Origin of the sequence: Rhodococcus sp. NPDC059234, assembly GCF_042754225.1 — a bacterium.
Lineage (GTDB): Bacteria > Actinomycetota > Actinomycetes > Mycobacteriales > Mycobacteriaceae > Rhodococcus_G.
Window position 1 is genome coordinate 45,987 of sequence record NZ_JBHZAH010000005.1, and the last position, 20,423, is coordinate 66,409.

Below are 20,423 nucleotides of genomic sequence, written 5' to 3' on the forward strand. Positions count from 1 at the left end.
AGACGAACCCACACCTTCAGAGCACGTGGATGTATCGACTGCCACTGCCCATGCCGTGGCGGATCGCGCTGTGGTCGATCATCGGATGCGACTGCCGCGACCGTCATGAACCCAGGCCAGCGCGGCGATGAGGGTGTCGGCACCCCTGAAGATGCCGATCATCCCGTGCGCATACGGCCGGCGGCTCAGTTGTTGGTGACCGCGGAGCATTGCCGGCATGTTCCGGCTGGGCGTCGATCCCCGGAAGTAGCGCGTTTTCGGTCCCCGTTCGCCGGAATTCGACAGTAGGCTCATCACGATCGGCAGTACATCGTCACACGGCAGTTCACACGCGAACGTTCGGAGGATGAGATGACCGAGAGCCCTATCGTCGACAGCAACGAGGCGATCCTGCGGATCGCCAAGGACGTGTGGTGGATGCTGCTGGTCCGCGGCATCGTCGCGATCGCGTTCGGCATAGTCGCCATCGCCTGGCCGCATGTGACGGTCAAGGCGTTGATCGTGGTGGTCGGCATCTTCTGGATCGTCGACGGAATCATCTCGGCGGTCCGAGCGGTGCAGGCCCGCAAGGTCGTGCAGAGCTGGGTGTGGTGGCTGGCTGCCGCCCTCGTGTCGGTGACGGCGGGCATCGTTCTGTTCGTCTGGCCCGACGTGACCGCCCTGGTGTTCGCCTACCTGATGGGATTCTGGGCGATCCTGCTAGGCATCCTCGAGGTGATCGGGTCATTCCAGGTGATGGCCAACGGGGGGCAGTGGATCGGGTCGATGGTGGCGGGCATCCTTGCCCTGCTGTTCGGTCTGATCCTGGTGATCTGGCCCGGCTCGGGCATCACCGGGCTGATGTGGCTCGTCGGCGGGTTCGCCATCCTCTTCGGAATCCTCTTCCTGGTCGGGGCATTCCAGGTTCGTGCCGCCGGCAAACGCGCGGGCGTCGTGTGACCTCATGACCGAGCATTCGGCGCGCATCCACTCCTTCGGTGAGGCCACCCGGCCGCCCACCCAGATGTACGTCGATCCGCGGTTCCTGCGTCTCGCAGATGCCTTCTTCGAGCTCTACCGAACTCCGGACAACGGGGGTGGTGCGCTCGCGGTGTATCTGAACGGGGAACCGGTGCTGGACATCTGGGCGGGCTGGGCCGACCGGGACCGGCGCTGGACGAGGGACACCATGGCGTTGTCCTTCTCCACCGGCAAGGGCGTCGCCAGCACTGTCGCGCATCGTCTCGCCGAGCGTGGCGTGCTCGTCTACGACGAACCGGTCGCCAGCTACTGGCCGGAGTTCGCGGCCGCCGGCAAGCAGGGCATCACCGTGCGGGACATGCTCACCCATCGTGCCGGCCTGCACCGGGTGCGGGGGTTGGTACCCGGGCGGCGAGGACTGCTCGACTACGACACCGTCGTCGATGCGCTGGCCGCCGCGGCGCCCGATCCGCGGCGGCTGCGCGCGCCCGGCTATCACGCGGTCACCTTCGGCTGGCTGGTGGCCGAGACGATCACCCGGGCCACGGGTCGGGACTTCGTGGACGTGGTGCGCGACGAGATCGGGAAACCCTTGGGGGTGAGCGATTTCTGGTATCGCGTGCCGGTGGACCAGCGTGGCCGGATCGCGAAGCTGTTCCCGCACATCGCACCCGGCGGGGTGCCGTGGGAACTCACGTCGTCGGTGCTGTCGCGGGTGCGCCCCTTGCGTGGGCTGGCGGAGGCGGCGATGCCCGACGGTTTCGACGAACTGGTCCGCGACCCGGCCGTGCACGACGCGGTGATGCCCGGCTGGAACGGGGTTTTCACGGCGCGCGCCCTGGCCAAGATGTACGGCGCGATCGCCAACGGCGGCACCATCGACGGCGTCCGGTTCCTGGAGCCGGAGACCATCGCGCAGATGGGAGCCGTGCAGACCCGCGGACGCGACTACGTTCTCCGCGCACCGGTCAACTGGCGGCTGGGCTACCACCCGGTGTTCGTCGCCAACCGGGTCCAACCGCGGGACGCGTTCGGGCACTACGGCGTCGGCGGCTCCGGTGCGTATGCGGATCCTGCCACCGGACTGTCGCTGGCTTTCGTCACCAACCGGATGGGCAATGCCCTCACCGCCCTCGGCGATCTCCGGCTGGCCCGCCTCGGAGCCAAGGCGCAGGAAATCACGGCACGGCTGTAGCGCGCGGTCCCCGCACAACGGCCGCCACGCTCCGCAGGTCGTCCCTGGGCCGACGGCCCCGCCGACGGCCCGTCGGTACCATGAATCGACGGCATTCGGTCGATATTGCGCCGCGGAGATGGATCCGCGGCGCCCGCGGGTGGGGACCCGCGGGTCGGCTCGGTGAAGGGACGGGGAGGCGAACATGAGTACCACTCGATTGGCCGTGCGGATCGCGATCGCGCTGGTCGGCGCGGCGGCAGCCACGACGGCGCTGGTCACGCCCGCGCAGGCGGCACCGCTGTTCCCGGGTGGCCCGGAGCTCCCGACGCTGCCGGAACTGCAGCTCCCGGCGATCCCCGGACTGCCCGCCCCGGTGCCGCTGGCCCCGGCCGAGCCCCCCGTCGGCCCGGCGAACTTCTCCGCGCCGAGCCTGAACCCCGCGGAGGGCGAGGTAGTCGGTGCCGCGCAGCCGATCATCATCCGGTTCAAGGAGAACATCGACGACCGCGCGACGGCCGAACGGGCCATCAAGATCACCACTACCCCGAAGGTGGAGGGCGGCCACTTCTACTGGACCAGCAACAGTCAGGTGCGCTGGCGGCCGGAGCAGTTCTGGCCCGCGAACACCGACGTCGTGGTCGAGGCCGGCGGCTCACGCTCCGCCTTCCGCATCGGCGACGCGCTCGTCACCACGGCCGACGACGCCACCAAGCAGATCACCGTGACCCGCAACGGCGAAGTGGTCAAGACGATGCCCACCTCGATGGGCAAGGCCGGGCACGAGACCCCCAACGGCACCTACATCGTCGGCGAGAAGTTCCGCGACATGTACATGGACTCCTCCACCTACGGTGTGCCGGTGGATTCGCCGGAGGGATACCGCACCTACGTCGAGTACGCCACGCGCATCTCGTACAGCGGCATCTTCGTGCACGCCGCCCCGTGGTCGGTGAACCAGCAGGGTTACAGCAACGCCAGCCACGGGTGCCTGAACGTCAGCACCGAGGACGGCAAGTGGTTCTTCGAGAACGCACGCAAGGGCGACCCGGTGATCGTCACCAACACCGGTGGCGGCACCCTCGACGGGCGTGACGGACTCGGGGACTGGAACCGGTAGCTCCGTATTCGGCGCGCGTTCAGGCGGATTCGCCCCGCGCGTAACCGGGCGGTCGTTCTGTTCAGTAACGATCTCGCGGTGAGATCAAGCCCCCAGCGAACGTTGCCCGAGTCGGGTGGACGCTCCTTCCTCGACAGGCCCTGGAGCGACTACGCGCTGTTCCTGGTCCTGGTCGGTCCGAACCTCGCGCTGCTGGCGGCATTCACCTACCGTCCGCTGCTGGACAACATTCGGCTCTCGTTCTTCGACTGGAACATCTCCGACCCGACCGCCACCTTCGTCGGATTGTCGAACTATCGCGAGTGGTGGGGCAGGTCGGACACCTGGCAGATCGTCACCAACACCATCGTCTTCACGGTCGCCGCGGTGCTGGGCAGCATGGTGCTCGGCCTCGCTCTGGCCATGTTGCTGGACCGGAAGCTGAAGGGCCGTAACCTGGTCCGGTCGGCGGTCTTCGCGCCGTTCGTGATCTCAGGTGCGGCCATCGGTGTCGCATTCCAGTTCGTCTTCGACCCGAACTTCGGGCTGATTCAGGACTTGGCCCATCGGCTCGGATTCGGCGGCGTGCCCGACTTCTACCAGGACCCGCACTGGGCGATGTTCATGGTGACGGTCACCTACCTGTGGAAGAACCTCGGCTACACCTTCGTCATCTATCTGGCTGCGCTGCAGGGGGTCCGCAAGGAGTTGACCGAGGCGGCGGAGATCGACGGTGCCGGTCGGTGGACCACCTTCCGCCGCGTCCTGCTGCCGCAGCTGCGACCCACCACGTACTTCCTGTCCATCACGGTGATGCTCAACTCGCTACAGGTCTTCGACATCATCAACGTGATGACCCGGGGCGGACCGCTCGGAACCGGCACCACGACCATGGTCTTCCAGGTGTACGAGGAGTCCTTTCGCAACTTCCGTGCCGGCTACGGTGCCACCGTCGCGACCGTCATGTTCCTGGTCCTTCTGGGTATCACCATCTTTCAGGTGCGCATCATGGATCGCGGCGAGCAGCGATGACGGCACTGCTGGACAAGCCCGCCGCCGCCGACGATGTCGCGGTCGCGGACCAGGCCGCGGCTTCCGTCCGTCGCCGCGAGCGCGGGGTTCAGGCGCTGGGATACCTGGCGATGGTGGCCGTCCTGGTGATGATCGGCCTGCCGCTGGTGTGGATTCTGCTCACCTCCTTCAAGGAACGACCGGACATCTACACCCAGCCCGCGACCTGGTGGCCGCGTCCGTTCCATCCGCAGAACTACACCGAGGCAACGGAGTCGGTGCCGTTCTGGACCTACTTGCGCAACTCGCTGATCATCACCTCGGTGCTCGCGGCGGTGAAGTTCGTCCTCGGTGTGCTCAGCGCGTACGGCCTCGTGTTCCTGAGGTTCCCCGGCAAGACCGTCGTGTTCCTGCTGATCATCGCCGCACTGATGGTGCCGAACCAGATCACGGTCATCTCGAACTACGCGCTGGTCGCACAGCTCGGCTGGCGAAACACGTTCGCGGGCATCATCGTTCCTCTCGCCGGGGTGGCGTTCGGGACCTTCCTGATGCGAAACCACTTCCTGTCGATTCCAGCCGAGATCATCGAGGCCGCGCGGATGGACGGTGCCCGCAACTGGCGGCTGCTGTGGCGCGTGGTCCTGCCCATCTCCGGGCCGACCATGGTGGCGTTCGCGATCATCGTCGTGGTCAACGAGTGGAACGAATATCTTTGGCCCTTCCTGATGTCCGACGACGCGTCGGTGGCCCCGCTGCCGGTGGGTCTGACACAGCTGCAGAACAACGACGGCATCACCAACTGGGGTCCGGTGATGGCGGGCACCGTGCTGGCGATGCTGCCGATCCTCGTGGTGTTCCTCCTGCTGCAGCGACACATGATCAAGGGCCTCACCTCCGGCGCTGTCAAAGGCTGAGCGCCGCTACGGCCTTCTCCCATCCAATGCACTACCTCCACACAGTCAGGAGCTAACAGGTGATCATCAACCGACGCGGATTTCTAGGGCTGTCCGGTGGCGTCGCCGTCGGAGCCGCGTTGACGGCCTGCGCCGGATCGGGCTCGGGTAGCGGCGGATCCACCGCGCCGAGCGGTGCTGCGAACACGATCAACTTCTGGTCGAACCATCCGGGCAAGTCTCAGGACGTGGAGAGGGAACTGATCTCCCGGTTCCAGGCAAAGTTCCCCGAGCTGAAGGTCAACCTCGTCGACGCGGGCAAGAACTACGAGGAGGTCTCGCAGAAGTTCAACGCCGCGCTGTCCGGCGGCGACCTGCCGGACGTCGTGGTGCTCTCGGACGTGTGGTGGTTCAACTACGCACTTACCGGCGCCATCGAGCCGCTGGACGGCCACTTCGCCGCTGCCGGCGTGGACAAGGCCGACTTCGTCGATTCCCTGCTGGCGGACTACGAGTTCAAGGGCGCGCACTACGCGCTCCCGTATGCCCGGTCGACCCCGCTCTTCTACTACAACAAGCAGGTCTGGACGCAGGCAGGACTGCCGGACCGCGGCCCGGCGACCTGGCAGGAGTTCGATCAGTGGGGGCCCGAACTGCAGAAGGTCGTCGGCAACGGCAGGCTCGCGCACGGTTGGGGCAACGCGAAGGACTACCTCGGATGGACGTTCGAGGGACCGATCTGGACGTTCGGCGGCGCGTACTCGGACGGCTGGAACCTCACCTTCGACAATGAGAACACCATTGCCGCAGGCAATTTCCTCCGCGACATGATTCACACCAAGAAGTACGCCGCGGTGTCGAACTCCATCGCCAACGACTTCGGCGCCGGCATCCTCGCCTCCACGATCGCGTCCACCGGCGATCTGTCCGGCATCACCAAGAACGCGGCCTTCGATTTCGGCACCGCGTTCCTGCCCGCCGCCGACGGCAGGCCCGGCTGCCCGACCGGCGGTGCCGGACTAGCGATTCCGTCGAAGATCAGCGACGAACGGAAGGTCAACGCGTTGAAGTTCGTCAATTTCATCACCAACGCCGAGAACACCTCGTACTTCTCCCAGAAGGTCGGGTACATGCCGGTGCGCAAGTCGGCGGTGGAGGACCCGAGTCAGATGGCATTCATGGCGGCGAACCCGCGGTCGGCGACGGCGGTCGCTCAGCTCGCCCACACCCGGTCGCAGGACTACGCGCGGGTTTTCGTACCCGGCGGCGACCAGATCATCGGCACCGGACTCGAGCAGATCGCCCTGCAGAACGCCGACGTCACCTCGACGTTCGCGAACATCACCGGGCAGCTGCAGCAGATCGTCGACCGCCAGATCACCCCCAAGCTGAAGTAGGAAGGATCCGCCATGGCCACGGTGCGTTATTCGTCCGTCAGTCACCGGTATCCGGGATCCGACCGGCTCGCGGTCGACGGGCTCGAGCTGGACATCGCGGACGGCGAGTTCGTCGTGCTCGTCGGTCCGTCCGGTTGCGGAAAGTCGACCAGCCTGCGAATGCTGGCCGGCCTCGAGGCGGTGGAGGCCGGCGAGATCGCGATCGACGGCACCGACGTGACGGCGTTGCCGCCGCGTGATCGCGACGTGGCCATGGTGTTCCAGAACTATGCGCTGTACCCGAACATGACGGTCGCCGGGAACATGGGCTTTGCGTTGCGCAACGCCGGGATGAGCAAGAGCGAGACGTTGGTCCGGGTCCGCGAGGCCGCGCGGATGCTCGAGCTGGAGGACCTGCTCGACCGAAAGCCCGGCCGACTGTCCGGCGGCCAGCGGCAGCGGGTCGCGATGGGCCGGGCGATCGTGCGCCAGCCCAAGGTCTTCTGCATGGACGAGCCGCTGAGCAACCTCGATGCCAAGCTGCGGGTGAGCACGCGCTCGCAGATCGCCGGGCTGCAACGGCGGCTCGGGACCACCACCGTCTACGTCACCCACGACCAGGTCGAGGCCATGACGATGGGTGACCGGGTGGTCGTGCTCCGGGACGGCAGGCTCCAGCAGGTAGCGGCGCCGCGCGAACTGTACGCGGATCCGGTGAACGCCTTCGTCGCCGGTTTCATCGGTTCGCCTGGCATGAACCTGATCGACGCCCCGGTACGCGACGGTGAGGCGGTGCTCGGCAACCTGCGAATCCCGGTGCCGGCGACGGCATTCGGACAGGAGCGGGTTCTGGTGGGTGTGCGACCGGAGTCGTGGACGGTGGTCGGGCCCTCGGACCGTGACGCCCTGCTCGTGACTGTCGACCTTGTCGAGGAGTTGGGTGCGGAGTCGTTCGTGTACGGCGCCGGGGAGTCGGCGGCGGGCGGATGGTCCAGCAGGACGGGAAGCGTGGTCGTGCGGGTGGATCGACGGCATGCGGTCGCGGTGGGGGACCGGCTGCACCTGCAACCGACCGCCGAGGAGGTCTACTTCTTCTCGACGGTTACCGAGGAGCGGCTGCTCCGGTGATGCGCGCGACGGTCTCGTCGATCGCCTCGATGGCCTCGGTGCGGCTGTAGTCCTCGTGCGCGAAGCTCTCCCAACCGGTGAGCAGACACCACCACAGCATGTGACGCACCCAGCGCACCTTGAGGTTGCTGCTGAAGGTGCCGTCGGCGCGGCCGCGCTCGAGGAGGTCGAACAGCGGCTCGTCGATGGTGCTCAGGCGAACCCAGAACGACTCGTTGGACAGGGCATGCGGATCGCCGTAGATCAGCGCCAGCAGGGGGCCGAGGTCGAAGCACTCGTGACTCATCCGCCGGAGCGCGGCGTCGGCCGGGCCCTCGTGCGGTCGGGCCCTGATCTGCGCCGCGCTGAGTTTGTCGAGCGCGTCCTCGCCGAGCGCCCGGACGAGGTCGTCGCGCTCGGGGTAGTAGCGGTGCAGCGTGCTCCGGCCCACGTCGGCTTCTGCGGCGATGTCGCTCAGCGGAGCCGCCGCGTTCTTGCTCAGCACCTCGACGGCGGCGTCCAGAATCGCCCGGCGGGTGCGGGCGCGGGTTCCCGATTCCTGGGTGGATTCCGACGACATGGACCGACTTTAGCAGTGTGAATGTTCGAATTGATACTGTCATTGACAGAAATGGGACATCAATGTTCCACTGATGGGCATGACTGACTCGCCCGCGCAGACATCCTGGGTCAACGTGAAACTTCTGTGGTCGTTCATCCGGCCGCACCGCCGCACCCTGTTCGTCGGAATCGTTCTCGGGCTGGTGTTCACCGCCGCGGGGCTGATGCTGCCAATGGTCGTCAAGCTGCTGCTCGACTCGATCGCCGAAGGCAAGAGCATGACCGGGCTGATCGTTGCGCTGGTCATCATGCTCGTGGTCGCCGGCGTCATCGGATACATCGAGCTGAACCTGCTCGGCAGGCTCGCCGCTCGGGTGGTGTACGACGCGCGAGAGTCGATGGTGCGCAGGTATTTTCGAGCCACCGTCGGCAGCCTGACCAAGCGCTCCTCGGGCGAGCTCGTCACCCGGGTCACCTCGGACACGGTGCTGCTGCGCGAGGCGGCGTCCTCGAGCCTGGTCGAACTCGTCAACGGAGCGGTCGCGATCGTGGGGACTCTGATCCTGATGGGCTTCCTCGACCCCGTCCTGCTGGGGACGATGCTGGGCGCGCTCGCCCTGGTCGCCGCGTGCTCGGCAGCCGTGATGCCGCTGATCGCGAAGTCCGAGCGGGAAGCGCAGGAGTCCGTCGGCCGCCTCGGTGGTGGCCTCGAGGGTGCACTGCGCGCAATCCGCACCGTCAAGTCCAGTCGAGCCGAGTCGCGTGAGGTCGAGCGGATCATCGTCGACGCCAAGGAGTCGCAGCTGCACTCCGTGCGTGCGGTCAAGGCGAGCGCCCTGGTCTGGGCGATCTCGAGCGGCGGAATGCAGATCGCGCTCGCCGGCATCCTGGCCTTCGGTGCGTGGCGGGTCGGTTCGGGAGCCGTGGCGGTCTCGAGCCTGATCGCCTTCCTGCTGTACGCCTTCCAGCTGCTCGAGCCGGTGTCGCGCCTGTCGCGCAATGTCGCGACCATCCAGTCCGGCATCGCCGCCGCCGCGCGGATCCGGGAGGTCCAGGCCCTCGACCTCGAGGATCACGACGAGTCGGCCGAGATCCTCCCGCTGCGTGCCGCGCCCGACGTGCCGCTGCTCGAGCTCGTCGACGTCACCGCGAAGTACGCGCCCGGTGCGCGGCCGGCACTGTCCGGCGTCAGCGTCAGCATCCCGGCGCGGGGTCACACCGCGATCGTCGGGCCGTCGGGCGCGGGCAAGACGACGATCTTCTCGCTGCTGCTGCGATTCCTGCACCCCGAGACCGGACAGATCCTGCTTGGCGGCACACCGTACTCCGACCTCTCGTTCGAGCAGGTGCGCTCGCACCTCGCGTACGTCGAGCAGGACACCCCGGTGGTCCCCGGCACCGTCCGATCGAACCTGCTCTTCACCCACCCGGAGGCCACCGAGGAGGAGGTGTGGGACGCGTTGCGCGCCGTGCACCTCGACGAGACCGTCCGTCGGCTCGAGAACGGCCTCGACAGCGACCTGTCGGCGACCAACATCTCGGGTGGGCAGCGGCAGCGGATCGCGTTGGCGCGAGCCATCGTCCGCCGACCGGACATCCTCATGCTGGACGAGGCCACCGCCCAGCTCGACGGTCGTACCGAGGCCGCGATCCACGAGGTGATTCGCGAGCTCGCGGAGACCGGCGCGGTGCTGACCATCGCCCACCGCCTGTCGACGGTGATCGACGCGGATCAGATCCTGGTCATGGACGACGGCCGGATCCGGGCGCGGGGCACCCATGCCGAACTGATGGCCTCCGACTCGCTCTACCGTGAGCTGGTCGCGGCGCTGCGGATCGGACCCTCGGTCCCCGTCGCGGTGTAGTCGCGGTAAGGCTGCGGCGTCGGCGGGCCGACGGTATTCTCGGGCGATGGCAGGCGTCGTCTTCGAAAAGCCGGAACCCGCCGACGACCGGCGCAGACGAGGCAAGGCGCTGCGCGCGCGTGTCCCGCGCAGCGCCCACGGCGAGTGGCAGACCCCTCCTGGTCGCGCCCATCCCGCCGACGTTCTCGACCAGCAGAACGCGCAGCGAGTGGCCGAGCTCGTACCACTCCGTTACGAGCGAATGCTGGTTTCGCCCTTCACCTTTCTGCGCGGCTCGGCGGCGATCATGGCGTGGGACCTCGCGCAGGGGCCGCGCACCGACCTGATGGTCGCGGCCTGCGGTGACGCCCACCTGGCGAACTTCGGGCTGTTCGCCGGACCCGACCGGCGACTCGTCTTCGATGTCAACGACTTCGACGAGGTGCACCGGGGCCCGTTCGAGTGGGACGTCAAGCGGCTCGCGGTGTCGGTGGCGGTGGCATCGGAGGGCAACGGGCACAGTGCCGCCGATGCGCGCGCCGCGGCGCGGACAGTCGGGCAGACCTACCGGGAGGTGATGGCGCGCGCGGCCGGCATGACCGCGCTCGACGTCTGGTACACCCGGCTCGAGGCCGACGCCGTGCTCGGCCAGTTGCGCGACGACCTCGGCAGGCGCCAGCTCGGTGTCGCCGAGGCGTCGATGGCGAAGGCCGAGCGGCGCACCCAGCTCGGTTCGCTCAAGCGCTTCGCGCGGCCCACCGACGGCGGATTCCGGCTCAAGGAGGACCCGCCGCTGGTGGTCCGGCTGCCGTACGAACGGCACGTCGAGGTGATGCGGCTGCTGACCGACGCGTACGAGAACTATCTCGCCACCCTGGCCGCCGATCGCCGACAGCTGGTGACTCGGTACCGCTTCCAGGACATTGCGCGCAAGGTGGTCGGGGTCGGATCGGTCGGCACCATGTGCTTCATCGCGCTGTTCGTCGGGGACACCGCGCGCGACCCGCTGTTCCTCCAGATCAAGGAGGCCCAGCAGTCGGTGCTCGCGCCGTACGTCGAGGGCGCCCACTACGCCGATCAGGGCGAGCGGGTGGTCGACGGCCAACGGTTGATCCAGAGTGCCTCCGACCCGTTCCTCGGCTGGTTCACCGGCTCCGGTCCGATCGGCCGGGACTTCTACGTCCGTCAGCTCCGGGACAAGAAGGGCGGCTTCGACATCGCGTCGATGCGGCCGCCGGGGATGCAGGTGTACGCGCGCCTGTGCGCGACCGCGCTTGCCCGCGCGCACGCGCGCACCGGAGACCCGGTGGCGATCTCCGGGTACCTCGGCGGCGGAACGGTGTTCGACGCCGCGATCGAACGCTGGGCGGCCGCCTACACCGAGCAGAACCGCCGCGACTATCACGAGGTGCGGCTTCGCCGCAGTGGTGCGGTTTCGGGGTCCTGAGACTCCGTAACCGCACCACTGCGCGTGCGCACTACCAGATCTTCACGCGCTGTTCGGGTTCCAGGTAGAGAGCATCCCCGGGCGTGACGTCGAACGCCTCGTGGAAGGTGTCCAGGTTGCGAACCACGCCGTTGCAGCGGAACTCCGGCGGGGAGTGCGGGTCGACGGCCAGGCGCCGGATCGCCTCCTCGTTGCGGGCCTTGGTCCGCCACACCTGCGCCCAGCCGAAGAACACCCGCTGCAGACCGGTGAGTCCGTCCAGCTCGGGAGAGTCCTTGCCGTCCAATGCGATCCGGTACGCCTCGATCGCGATCGACAGTCCACCGAGGTCACCGATGTTCTCGCCGATGGTGAACTCGCCGTTGACCTTGTGTCCGGGCAAGGCCTTCGGCTCGAAGTCGTTGTACTGCTCGATGAGCGCCTTGGTGCGCTTGCCGAATTCGGCGCGGTCGGCGTCGGTCCACCAGTCGATCATGTTGCCGTCGCCGTCGTACTTGGCGCCCTGGTCGTCGAATCCGTGGCCGATCTCGTGCCCGATCACCGCGCCGATACCGCCGTAGTTGGCGGCGTCGTCGGCGTTCGCGTCGAAGAAGGGCGGCTGCAGGATCGCGGCCGGGAAGACGATCTCGTTCATCCCCGGGTTGTAGTAGGCGTTGACGGTCTGCGGGGTCATGAACCACTCGTCGCGGTCGACCGGGCCGCCGAGCTTGGCGAGGTCGCGGTCGTGGTCTGCGGCGTAGCCCCGCCGGTAGTTGCCGACCAGGTCGTCGGGGGAGATCACGAGTCCGCTGTAGTCGCGCCACTTGTCGGGGTAGCCGATCTTGGGGGTGAACTTCTCCAGCTTCGCCAGCGCGGCCTGCCGGGTGTCGGGGCCCATCCACTCGAGCTCGGAAATGTTGCGGCGGTACGCCTCCTGCAGGTTCGCGACCAGTTCCTGCATGCGGGCCTTGGCCGCCGGCGGGAAGTGCCGCTCGACGTAGAGCTTGCCGACCGCCTCGCCGAGCAGGTCCTGCACCAGGGACACTCCGCGCTTCCAGCGCTCACGGTTCTCCTCGGTGCCCGAGAGCGTCTTGCCGTAGAAGGAGAAGTCCTCGGCGACCAGTGCATCGGTCAGATACGGTGCGCGCGAATGGATCACCTTCCACGCGGCCCACGTCTTCCAGTCGTCGAGCGGGCGCTGGGTCCACAGGGCGGTCAAGGCGGTGAGGAAGCTGGGCTGGCGGACCACCACTTCGGCGAATCCGTCCGGAGTGCCACCGAGACCCGAGATCCATGCGGACCAGTCGAATCCGGGGTTCTCCCGGTTGAGATCGTCGAGCGTGACGAGGTTGTAGCTCAGCTCGGCGTCGCGGCGCTTGACCACGTCCCAGTGGCCGGCCGCGATCGCCGTCTCCAAGTCGAGGATGCGCCGCGCGGCGCCCGCGGGATCGGGGCGGCCGGCGAGGGCGAGCATCGCCTCGACGTGCGCCAGGTACGCCTCGCGGATCTGTGCGTACGAGTCCTCGCGGTAGTAGGACTCGTCGGGCAGTCCGATGCCGGACTGGGACAGGTGCACCAGGTAGCGCGCCGAGTTCTTGGCGTCGGTGTCGACGTAGTTGCCGACAGCGCCGGAGACGCCGGTGCGCTGCAATTCACCGAGCAGGCCGGCGAGCGTGGAAAGGTCGGTGGCGGCGTCGACGGCGGCAAGTTCGCCGGCGATCGGCTCCAGGCCCGCGCGTTCGACTGCGTCGGCGTCCATGAAGGAGAGATACAGATCGCCGATGCGCTGGCCATCGGTGCCGTCGGTGCCACCGGCCTCGGTGATGATCGCCCGCACGTCGACTTCGGCCTGGTCGTAGAGGGTGCGGAAGGCGCCGTCCACGGCGCGGTCGGCGGGGATCTCGTACCCGTCCAGCCACTGTCCGTTGACGTGTACGAAGAGGTCGTCCTGGGCGCGGACGCCGCCGTCCAGGTGGGTGAGGTCGATTCCGGAGCGAGTCATGCACTCCATCATGGCGCAGGAATCGCGGGCGCGAGCGGTCGGTTTCCGACTTCGGGCCCGGGAGTCCCCGGACACGATCGCGCGCTCGACGGCGGTCCGGGTCGGTCGCGGTCACCGTGACGGGCAGCGGTGACTATCGAATCATGGTGTGGTGCAACTCTCGTGGCACGAGTACGGATACGTCATGCGGCGTCGGCGCAGAGCACGCGGCCTCGATCCGGGTTCTCGATGTAGTAGTGGGAGCACTGGGACGAATCGCCCACGATCGAGGTGACCACTATGGAGGCATTCGCAGTGCCGCACGTCGCCGGGGAGAAGTTCGTGTTGACGGTCTCGCCCGGACCCGGGACGGAATCGGTGTGCAGGCACGAGCCGACCACGGCGTCGTTGACTGCCGGCGCGTCCGCTGCCGCATCGGTGGCACTCAGCACCGCGCCCGCGAGCGTCGCCGTGGTGAGAGTGATGGTGTAGGCCGCAACCTTGAGGGCATTCATGGGGATCCCCATCGGAGTGATTGGAGGACAGGCGAAGGATCGGGCCCGCACAGCGGACTCGGACACTGTGCCTGAAGTCCGAGGCCCGCGGCGGTTGACGTGCGACCCCGAGGTACTCGGAAGTACCTCCATTGTCGCGCCGATGTTTCGGCCGATCAAGCCCGCGCCGACATGGCCGATGCGGCCGAATGTGGTTGCCCCAACTACCGATACCGTGCCGGCGCGCGGGTGGCTACACCCCGATGTTGATCGCGCCGCGGTAGCCCTCTCCGTTCTTCGCGACCGTCACCATGCCCGACTGGTCGAAGATGGTGTCGGTGGCGTTGGTGACGTTGTTCTGGCGCCCGGTGTGGTCGCTGTACGGGAAGTTCGCGTAAACCTCGTCGAGCAAGGGTTCGTCGAAGAACAACTGAGTGGTCAGGACCGTCTTCTTGTCGACGTGCACCTTGAGGTGGATGTGCGTGGTCCGGCCCAGGTACCACCCGGGGAGGATGGTGGTGAACTGGGCGATTCCGTTCGCGTCGGTGGTCTGTGCGCCGCGCAGGTAGGTGCCGTCGTCGGTGGTGGTCGCCTCGGTGTCGCCGACGCTGTACGAGCCGTCCGAGGTCTCGCCTGATGCGGCGCCGCCCGGAGCGCCGGACGGCGCCGGTCCGTCGCCACCCTGCGGGGGCCGCCCGCCCGGCCCGCCCGGCCCGCCCGGCCCACCCGGACCGCCCGCCGGGGGTGTGCCCGATCCGGAGGGCGGTGCGCCGTTCGCACCCATGGAACCGGATTCGAAGCCCGAGTACACCCCACCGGCGTCGCAGTGCCAGATCTCGACCACCGCGTTCGCGATGCCCCCCGCCTCGGGATCGGCCGTGCACTTGGTCAGATCCTGTACCCGAAGCGCCAGGTCGAACGGGGTGCCCGGCCGATCCTCGCGCAGGTCGCTGCGGATGGAGTCGACGTCGAACCAGTACGGTCCCTGCGTCTCCTCCTTGCTGGTGACGCAGCGTGGGGCCGTGGCGAGCAGCGCGGCGACGTCCGCACTGGGAGCGGCGGCGCCGGTGGCGGCCGCCGCGGAGTTCGTCGCGGTGCCGGACGACCCGTTGCCCGCGCACGCGGCGATAAGTCCGCTGAGGCCGACGGTGCCGCCCAGGGCGAGGGCTCGACGCCTGCTCACCCGGGCTCTGCTGCGTTCGATGTCCTTGTTCACGCTTGACTCCCATCAATGCTGTTGATGGGCCGAGCTTTGCCGTCGGTGCTGCGAGCGAGCTGTGATCGCTCCGAGAGGTGCCTGTGAACGCCGCGGTCAGCGGGGCGGGACGGGGATGCTGGTCGGGACCTCGAGTGTGACGGAGTACCGGTCCTCGATGTTCTGCCGGAACTCGTCCTCGCAGCGTTGCAGCTCCGCCCGGTTGTTTCCCGCGTCACGCACGCAGTCCAGGTAGTCGCGACCGCCGATATGGGCGAAGAACCCGATGCCCACCACGATCAGCACGATCGTGATGATCACCGCGGCGATGCCGAGCAGGATGCCCGCCAGCGACATTCCGCCGTTGGTCGCGGTCTGCTTCTTGAACTGCGACCGGCCGATCACGCCGAGGATCACCGCGAGGACACCGAAGACGAATCCGCCGATGATCGTCCACACCGTGACGACACCGAGGATGCCCAGGATCAGGGCGGCGATGCCCGCGCCGTTGCGGGGCGAGATCGGCGCCGCACCGGGGTAGGGCTGCGCCGCGTACTGCTGTCCGCCGGGATACTGCTGTCCGCTGGGATATTGGGGTTGCCCGCCCGGGTACTGGGGTTGGCCGCCGGGATACGGGGGTTGCCCGCCCGGGTACTGGGGTTGCTGACCCCCCGGGTACTGGGGTTGGCCGCCGGGATACTGCTCACCCCCCGGGTACGGGGGCTGCTGCCCGCCCGGGTGCTCGGGCTGTCCGAACTGCGGATACTGCTGTCCGTGCGGTGGCTGACCCTCGGGCGGGTTGGGCTCGTCGGGAGGGTTGGGCGGCGGAGTCGTCATCGTCTCTCCTCGGGCATGGACCGTGGGCACCAGACAAACGATCGTCCCCGCAGACTAGCCCGCCGACCTGTGCCGTGCCCGGATTCCGCCACCACCCCACGTCGAGGTGGGCGAGTTACGAGCTGCCGAACAGGTTGTCGGCGCTGCCGACGGTGCCGATCGTGCTGCCGAACGAGCTGCCGTTGCCGGAGCTGCCGAGGTCGGAGCTGCTGGTGCTGCCGGAGGAGAGGCCGCCCTCGGCGCCGATCCGAAAGTTGCGGATGTAGGTGGAGACCGTGGTCGTGCCGGGGGTGATGCAATTGGTCAGCGCGCCGTAGGAACCGTCCTCGAGACCGGTCAGCGTCGCGACGGCGGACTTCTCGATGCCGCTGCTGAGGAAGCGGATGGCGGGTTCGAACGTCGGATCGCCGCCGGCGGTCGCGGGCGGGATCACCTTCGGGTACACCATCGCAGAGCCGGCGTCCGTCTTGACGCCCGGGAACAGTGTCGGTTTCTGCCCGGACGAGTCGAGCGACTTCTGCATCGCCTGCGCATCCAGCTTGCCCTTCACCACGACCGGTGTCATGCACACGACCTGGGCGTCCGCCGGCGGTGCCACGGTCACGAGCGCGTCGTGTCCGGTGACGTCGGTGGTGAGAATCGGGGAGTTCTCCGATACCGCGAACGCGGCCGCGGTCGGCTCGGCGCTGGCCACGGTCGGGGTGAAAAGCGCTGCCCCGGCCAGGATTCCCATACCAGTCAGGGCCATCCGGGTGGTGTTCTGCGCCTTCATTCTTCTCCCTCGAACTCGTTCGTCGGTGGCATCCGGCGGACGCGCTGCCGCGCCCACCGTAGAGCAGATCGCCGCCCCTGTCTGTCGTTCAAGGGAAGTACGGTGACCGGGGATCAGAACAGGTGGACGCTCGCCGAGGCCCGGGCCAGTAGCCGTCCGGTGGAGTCGGCGAGCCGGGTCTCGACCAGGGCGAGCCGGCGGCCGGCCCGCACCACCTCTGATTCGACACGGACCGCGGGGCCGCCGACGGCGGGGGATCGCACGAAGTCGATCCGCAGGTCGAGCGCCCGGTAGCCCTGTCGGGGCCCGGTGAGGGTCTGCCCGGTCAGCCCGGTCAGCAGGTCCGCGGCCGAAATCAGCACGCCGCCCTGCACCGATCCCATCGGGTTGGCCATCCAGTCGACGGGCGGGAACTCCGCGGCCACCCGGCCGTGCTCGACCGCCGCGAGTTCGGCGCCCAACAGCCCGGCCAAGGGGCCGCGCTCGATCGTGCCCGCGGCGATCGACCCGACCACGTCCAGTCCGGACCGGTCGGTGAATTCTGCTGCGTCCGTGGCCGGTTCCGGCTCGGCTACCGGCAGTGGCCGTCCGCCGAGCACCTCCTCGGCGTGTGTCGAGCCGCGGCTGACGACGACGCCGCGTGAGGTCAGCACGGCGAACACCTCGCCACCGGCCGCGCGCAACTCGCCCGCGGCCAGGCCGATGCCGGTGTCGAGGTCGACCTCGACTGCGTGACCACTGGCCTCGACGGGGCCGTGGGTGGGTAGTGGCGTCGCCATCGCGGCGCTCACCTGGGAGAGGACCACCTGGGTTCCCGGCGGGACGGCCGTGCCCACCGCGCCGCCTGGGACGGCGTCGACGAGCACGCCGACGGAACCGAGGATCGTGCGGCCCCGGTGGTCGTGGAACCGCGGGCCGACGTCCTGCGCGAGCCGGAGCCGTCCCGGTTCGAGTTCGAGCGGCCGGATGCCCATCAGTGCGTTGAGCCGGTCGAGGCGCAGGGTGTCGGGAGTTGTCATGGATGTCTCTCTATCACCAGAGCTGAACGCTGGATCCACTGCGGGCCAGGAGTTCTCCGTCCGATCCGAGCAGGCGGGTCTCGATCAGCGCGATCCGGCGTCCGGCCCGCACGACTTCCGCCTCGACACGTATGGGCCGGCCGTCCGCGGCGGGGGAGCGGACGAAGTCGATCTTGAGGTCCAGCAGTCGGTACGACTCCCCGGCGCTGGTCAGGGTCTGTGCGCTGAGGCCGGTGGTCAGGTCCGCCGCGCTGAAGAGCACGCCACCTTGCACCGATCCGATCTGGTTGCTCATCCACGCCGCAGAGGCGAATCGGGCGGAAATGGCGGTGCCGGACACCGATTCCACCTCCAGCCCGATCAGTCCCGCCAGCGGGCCGCGGGCGATGGTCCCCGCGGCGATTCCCCGAACGACGGCGCGCCCGTCGAGTCCGACGAGGGACTCCGGGTCCGCAGGCTCCGGGTCCGGTATCGCCGGGGCGGGGGCCCCGCTCGAACGGCTGTCGTCGCGGGCGGCGCGGGTGACGATGACACTGCGGGCGAGCAGACTCACCGCGGTCGTGCCGTCCTCGGTGGTCACCCGCCCGGTCGACAGTCCCGTGCCCGCATCGAGGTCGAGGTGGTCGGTACCGGCCCGGGCGGTGAGAGCGCCTGCGCCGGGCAGCGGCGCGGCAACTGCGGCGGTGAGCTGTGAGACCACGGTCCGGTTGCCCGGGGGAAGAGCGGCGAAGAACGCGCCCGCGACCGCGGTGTCCGCGAGGACGCCGACCGAGGCGAGCCCCGACAGGCCGCGGTGGTCGTGGAATCGCGGACCCGTCTCACCCTCGAGGACGGTGCCCGTGGGTGACATGGCGAGCACGCGGACGGCCATCATCGTGTTCAGGGGGTCCACGCCGCGCGGGCGGATCGGGGGTGCCGTCATGGCTAATTCACTAGCAGCTGACGGCTCGGCACGAGAAGGCCGGGTCCCGGACCATGGGACGCGACGAGGTGGAGTGGGGTGCCGGGCTCAGCCGCCGAGGCGGGTGTGCATCTCCCACACCAGCACCTCGGCCGGGGCGTCGGCGGACAGTCGCTGCCCGCCGGTCGCGGTGAATCGCGCCGCATCGCCCTCCGCCAGTCGGCCGGCTCCCTCGAGGGTGACCTCTCCCTCCGCGACGAACAGGTGCAGGTACGGCGACTCCGGAAGGGTCACCGTGTCGCCGGCCCGCATCCGCGCGACGTACAGGGCGGTGTCGGAGTTCGCGATGCTGATCGCGGACTGTCCGCGGTGCTTGCGCATCCCGGAGGCCACCGGCACCAGACCGCCGCGCATCAGCTCGTCGTCGATCTCGAGCTGCTCGTAGCCGGGCGTCACACTCGACTCGTCCGGAAGGACCCACATCTGGATGAAGCGGACCGGCTCGGCGTGTTCGGGGCTCGGTGAACCCGCCAGCCGCCAGGAATCGTTCTTCTCCGAGTGCAGGATCCCGGTGCCGGCGCTCATCCGCTGGGCCAGTCCCGGGTAGATGACGCCGGAATGCCCGATCGAGTCCTGGTGCACGAGGGACCCGCGCAGAACCCAGGTGACGATTTCCATGTCCCGATGCGGGTGGGTGTCGAAGCCCTGACCGGGCGCGACGATGTCGTCGTTGTTGACCATCAGCACGCCGTGGTGGGTGTTGTCGGGGTCGTAGTGCTGGCCGAAGGAGAACGAATGCCTGGAGTCGAGCCAGGACACCCGCGTCTCGAGTCGATCGCCTGCGCGGTGGATGTCGACATGCGGGGTCGTCAGTGCCGTCATGGGTCCTCCTCTTCGTACTTCGGTGTTCAACAGTACGGACGTCCGTCGAGAGGACGTCGCTGTTGACCGTCCCGATGCGTGAACGATGCCGAGCGGGGGCGCAACCGTGACGATTACGGAACCGAACCTGGGGCCGGTCAGCCGGTCAGGCCCGCATGCATCTCCCAGATCAAGACCTCGGCCGGCTCGGTCGCGGTCAGCCGTTGCCCACCGGTGCCGGACAGTCGCAGCGAGTCCCCCTGCGAGACCGGGCCGACTCCCTCGACGTCGGCCGCCCCGCGCGCGACGAAGACGTGGCCGTACGGGGCGTCCGGGATCGTGACCGACTCTCCCGCGCGCAACCTTGCCGCGTACAGCCCGGCGTGCCGGTTGTGCAGGCCGATCGCGGCGTCGCCGCGGTGCCGGGGCAGGCCGGACGCGACGACCACCAACGCGCCGGCATCGAGCTCGTCGCCGATCTGCAGTTCCTGGTAGCTCGGCTCGATGCCCGCCTCGTCTGGCGGAACCCACATCTGCACCACGTGCACGGGTTCGGTGACGCGAGACCCGTCCGCACGCCAGCGGTCGTTGCGCTCGGAGTGCAGGATGCCCCGGCCGGCGCTCATGCGCTGCGCGAGACCGGGATACACGACCCCCGAGTGCCCCTCGGAGTCCTGGTGGACCAGGGATCCGCTGAGCACCCAGGTGACGATCTCGGCGTCCCGATGCTGGTGCATATCGAACCCGGACAGGGGATCGACGATGTCCTCGTTGTTGACCACGAGCTGACCGTGCGCATGCGCCGCCAGGTCGAAGTTGCCCGCGAAGGGAAAGCTCTGCCTGGAGTCGAGCCAGCCGTAGTTCTGGTGCGCGCGCTCGCCCCCGCGCTGGACGGCGATCGAGGGCATC

At 68.4% G+C, this 20,423-nt stretch carries 19 protein-coding genes; 9 read left to right on the forward strand and 10 right to left on the reverse strand.

Features of this window, described 5'->3' with window-relative positions:
- Positions 1–351 precede the first annotated feature (351 nt).
- From ACFXGJ_RS02090 to ACFXGJ_RS02120, 7 genes are all read left to right on the forward strand, one after another.
- Positions 352–939, forward strand: a complete 588-nt coding sequence (locus ACFXGJ_RS02090) for an HdeD family acid-resistance protein (RefSeq protein WP_378615968.1) — start codon at positions 352–354, stop codon at positions 937–939.
- Between the two features lie 4 nt (positions 940–943).
- The gene (locus tag ACFXGJ_RS02095) at positions 944–2,155 is read left to right on the forward strand and encodes a serine hydrolase domain-containing protein (protein WP_378615970.1); all 1,212 of its coding nucleotides are present in this window, start codon (positions 944–946) and stop codon (positions 2,153–2,155) included.
- Positions 2,156–2,339: 184 nt separating this feature from the next.
- Positions 2,340–3,254: a L,D-transpeptidase gene (locus tag ACFXGJ_RS02100; RefSeq protein WP_378615972.1), complete on the forward strand. Its 915-nt coding sequence runs from the start codon at positions 2,340–2,342 to the stop codon at positions 3,252–3,254.
- 78 nt (positions 3,255–3,332) lie between these two features.
- Complete coding sequence (locus tag ACFXGJ_RS02105) at positions 3,333–4,265, forward strand: carbohydrate ABC transporter permease (RefSeq protein ID WP_378615974.1); 933 nt, start codon at positions 3,333–3,335, stop codon at positions 4,263–4,265.
- A complete protein-coding gene (locus ACFXGJ_RS02110) occupies positions 4,262–5,161 on the forward strand; it encodes a carbohydrate ABC transporter permease (RefSeq protein WP_378615976.1) in 900 nt (299 codons plus the stop codon). The genes ACFXGJ_RS02105 and ACFXGJ_RS02110 overlap by 4 nt, the downstream gene beginning before the upstream one ends.
- 59 nt (positions 5,162–5,220) lie before the next feature.
- On the forward strand, positions 5,221–6,537 hold the full coding sequence (locus ACFXGJ_RS02115; RefSeq protein ID WP_378615978.1) for an ABC transporter substrate-binding protein: 1,317 nt from the start codon (positions 5,221–5,223) through the stop codon (positions 6,535–6,537).
- A 12-nt stretch (positions 6,538–6,549) separates the two neighbouring features.
- On the forward strand, positions 6,550–7,644 hold the full coding sequence (locus ACFXGJ_RS02120; protein WP_378615980.1) for an ABC transporter ATP-binding protein: 1,095 nt from the start codon (positions 6,550–6,552) through the stop codon (positions 7,642–7,644).
- Here ACFXGJ_RS02120 and ACFXGJ_RS02125 read toward each other — a convergent pair.
- A complete protein-coding gene (locus ACFXGJ_RS02125; protein ID WP_378615982.1) occupies positions 7,619–8,203 on the reverse strand; it encodes a TetR/AcrR family transcriptional regulator in 585 nt (194 codons plus the stop codon). The genes ACFXGJ_RS02120 and ACFXGJ_RS02125 overlap by 26 nt on opposite strands.
- Positions 8,204–8,282: 79 nt before the next feature.
- Here ACFXGJ_RS02125 and ACFXGJ_RS02130 point away from each other — a divergent pair, with 79 nt between their 5' ends.
- Positions 8,283–10,049 (forward strand): ABC transporter ATP-binding protein, encoded by a 1,767-nt coding sequence (locus ACFXGJ_RS02130; RefSeq protein ID WP_378615984.1) that lies wholly within the window; start codon positions 8,283–8,285, stop codon positions 10,047–10,049.
- A gap of 46 nt (positions 10,050–10,095) precedes the next feature.
- The gene (locus ACFXGJ_RS02135; protein WP_378615986.1) at positions 10,096–11,475 is read left to right on the forward strand and encodes a DUF2252 domain-containing protein; all 1,380 of its coding nucleotides are present in this window, start codon (positions 10,096–10,098) and stop codon (positions 11,473–11,475) included.
- Between the two features lie 31 nt (positions 11,476–11,506).
- Here the strand turns inward: ACFXGJ_RS02135 and ACFXGJ_RS02140 are convergent, their stop codons facing one another.
- From ACFXGJ_RS02140 to ACFXGJ_RS02180, 9 genes are all read right to left on the reverse strand, one after another.
- Complete coding sequence (locus ACFXGJ_RS02140; RefSeq protein ID WP_378616065.1) at positions 11,507–13,465, reverse strand: M13 family metallopeptidase; 1,959 nt, start codon at positions 13,463–13,465, stop codon at positions 11,507–11,509.
- 173 nt (positions 13,466–13,638) lie between these two features.
- Entirely contained in the window at positions 13,639–13,962 is a 324-nt protein-coding gene (locus ACFXGJ_RS02145) for a hypothetical protein (RefSeq protein WP_378615988.1), read from the reverse strand.
- Between the two features lie 220 nt (positions 13,963–14,182).
- Positions 14,183–15,145 carry a protocatechuate dioxygenase gene (locus ACFXGJ_RS02150; protein WP_378615990.1) on the reverse strand — a complete coding sequence of 321 codons (963 nt, stop codon included), beginning with the start codon at positions 15,143–15,145 and terminating at the stop codon, positions 14,183–14,185.
- A gap of 96 nt (positions 15,146–15,241) precedes the next feature.
- Positions 15,242–15,961, reverse strand: a complete 720-nt coding sequence (locus ACFXGJ_RS02155; protein WP_378615992.1) for a DUF4190 domain-containing protein — start codon at positions 15,959–15,961, stop codon at positions 15,242–15,244.
- 115 nt (positions 15,962–16,076) lie between these two features.
- Entirely contained in the window at positions 16,077–16,733 is a 657-nt protein-coding gene (locus ACFXGJ_RS02160) for a hypothetical protein (protein WP_378615994.1), read from the reverse strand.
- Between the two features lie 113 nt (positions 16,734–16,846).
- Positions 16,847–17,752 carry a hotdog fold thioesterase gene (locus tag ACFXGJ_RS02165; RefSeq protein ID WP_378615996.1) on the reverse strand — a complete coding sequence of 302 codons (906 nt, stop codon included), beginning with the start codon at positions 17,750–17,752 and terminating at the stop codon, positions 16,847–16,849.
- Positions 17,753–17,765: 13 nt separating this feature from the next.
- Entirely contained in the window at positions 17,766–18,674 is a 909-nt protein-coding gene (locus ACFXGJ_RS02170; RefSeq protein ID WP_378615998.1) for a PaaI family thioesterase, read from the reverse strand.
- A gap of 87 nt (positions 18,675–18,761) precedes the next feature.
- Entirely contained in the window at positions 18,762–19,535 is a 774-nt protein-coding gene (locus ACFXGJ_RS02175) for a pirin family protein (RefSeq protein WP_378616000.1), read from the reverse strand.
- A gap of 137 nt (positions 19,536–19,672) precedes the next feature.
- Entirely contained in the window at positions 19,673–20,422 is a 750-nt protein-coding gene (locus ACFXGJ_RS02180; protein WP_378616002.1) for a pirin family protein, read from the reverse strand.
- Position 20,423: the final 1 nt, after the last annotated feature.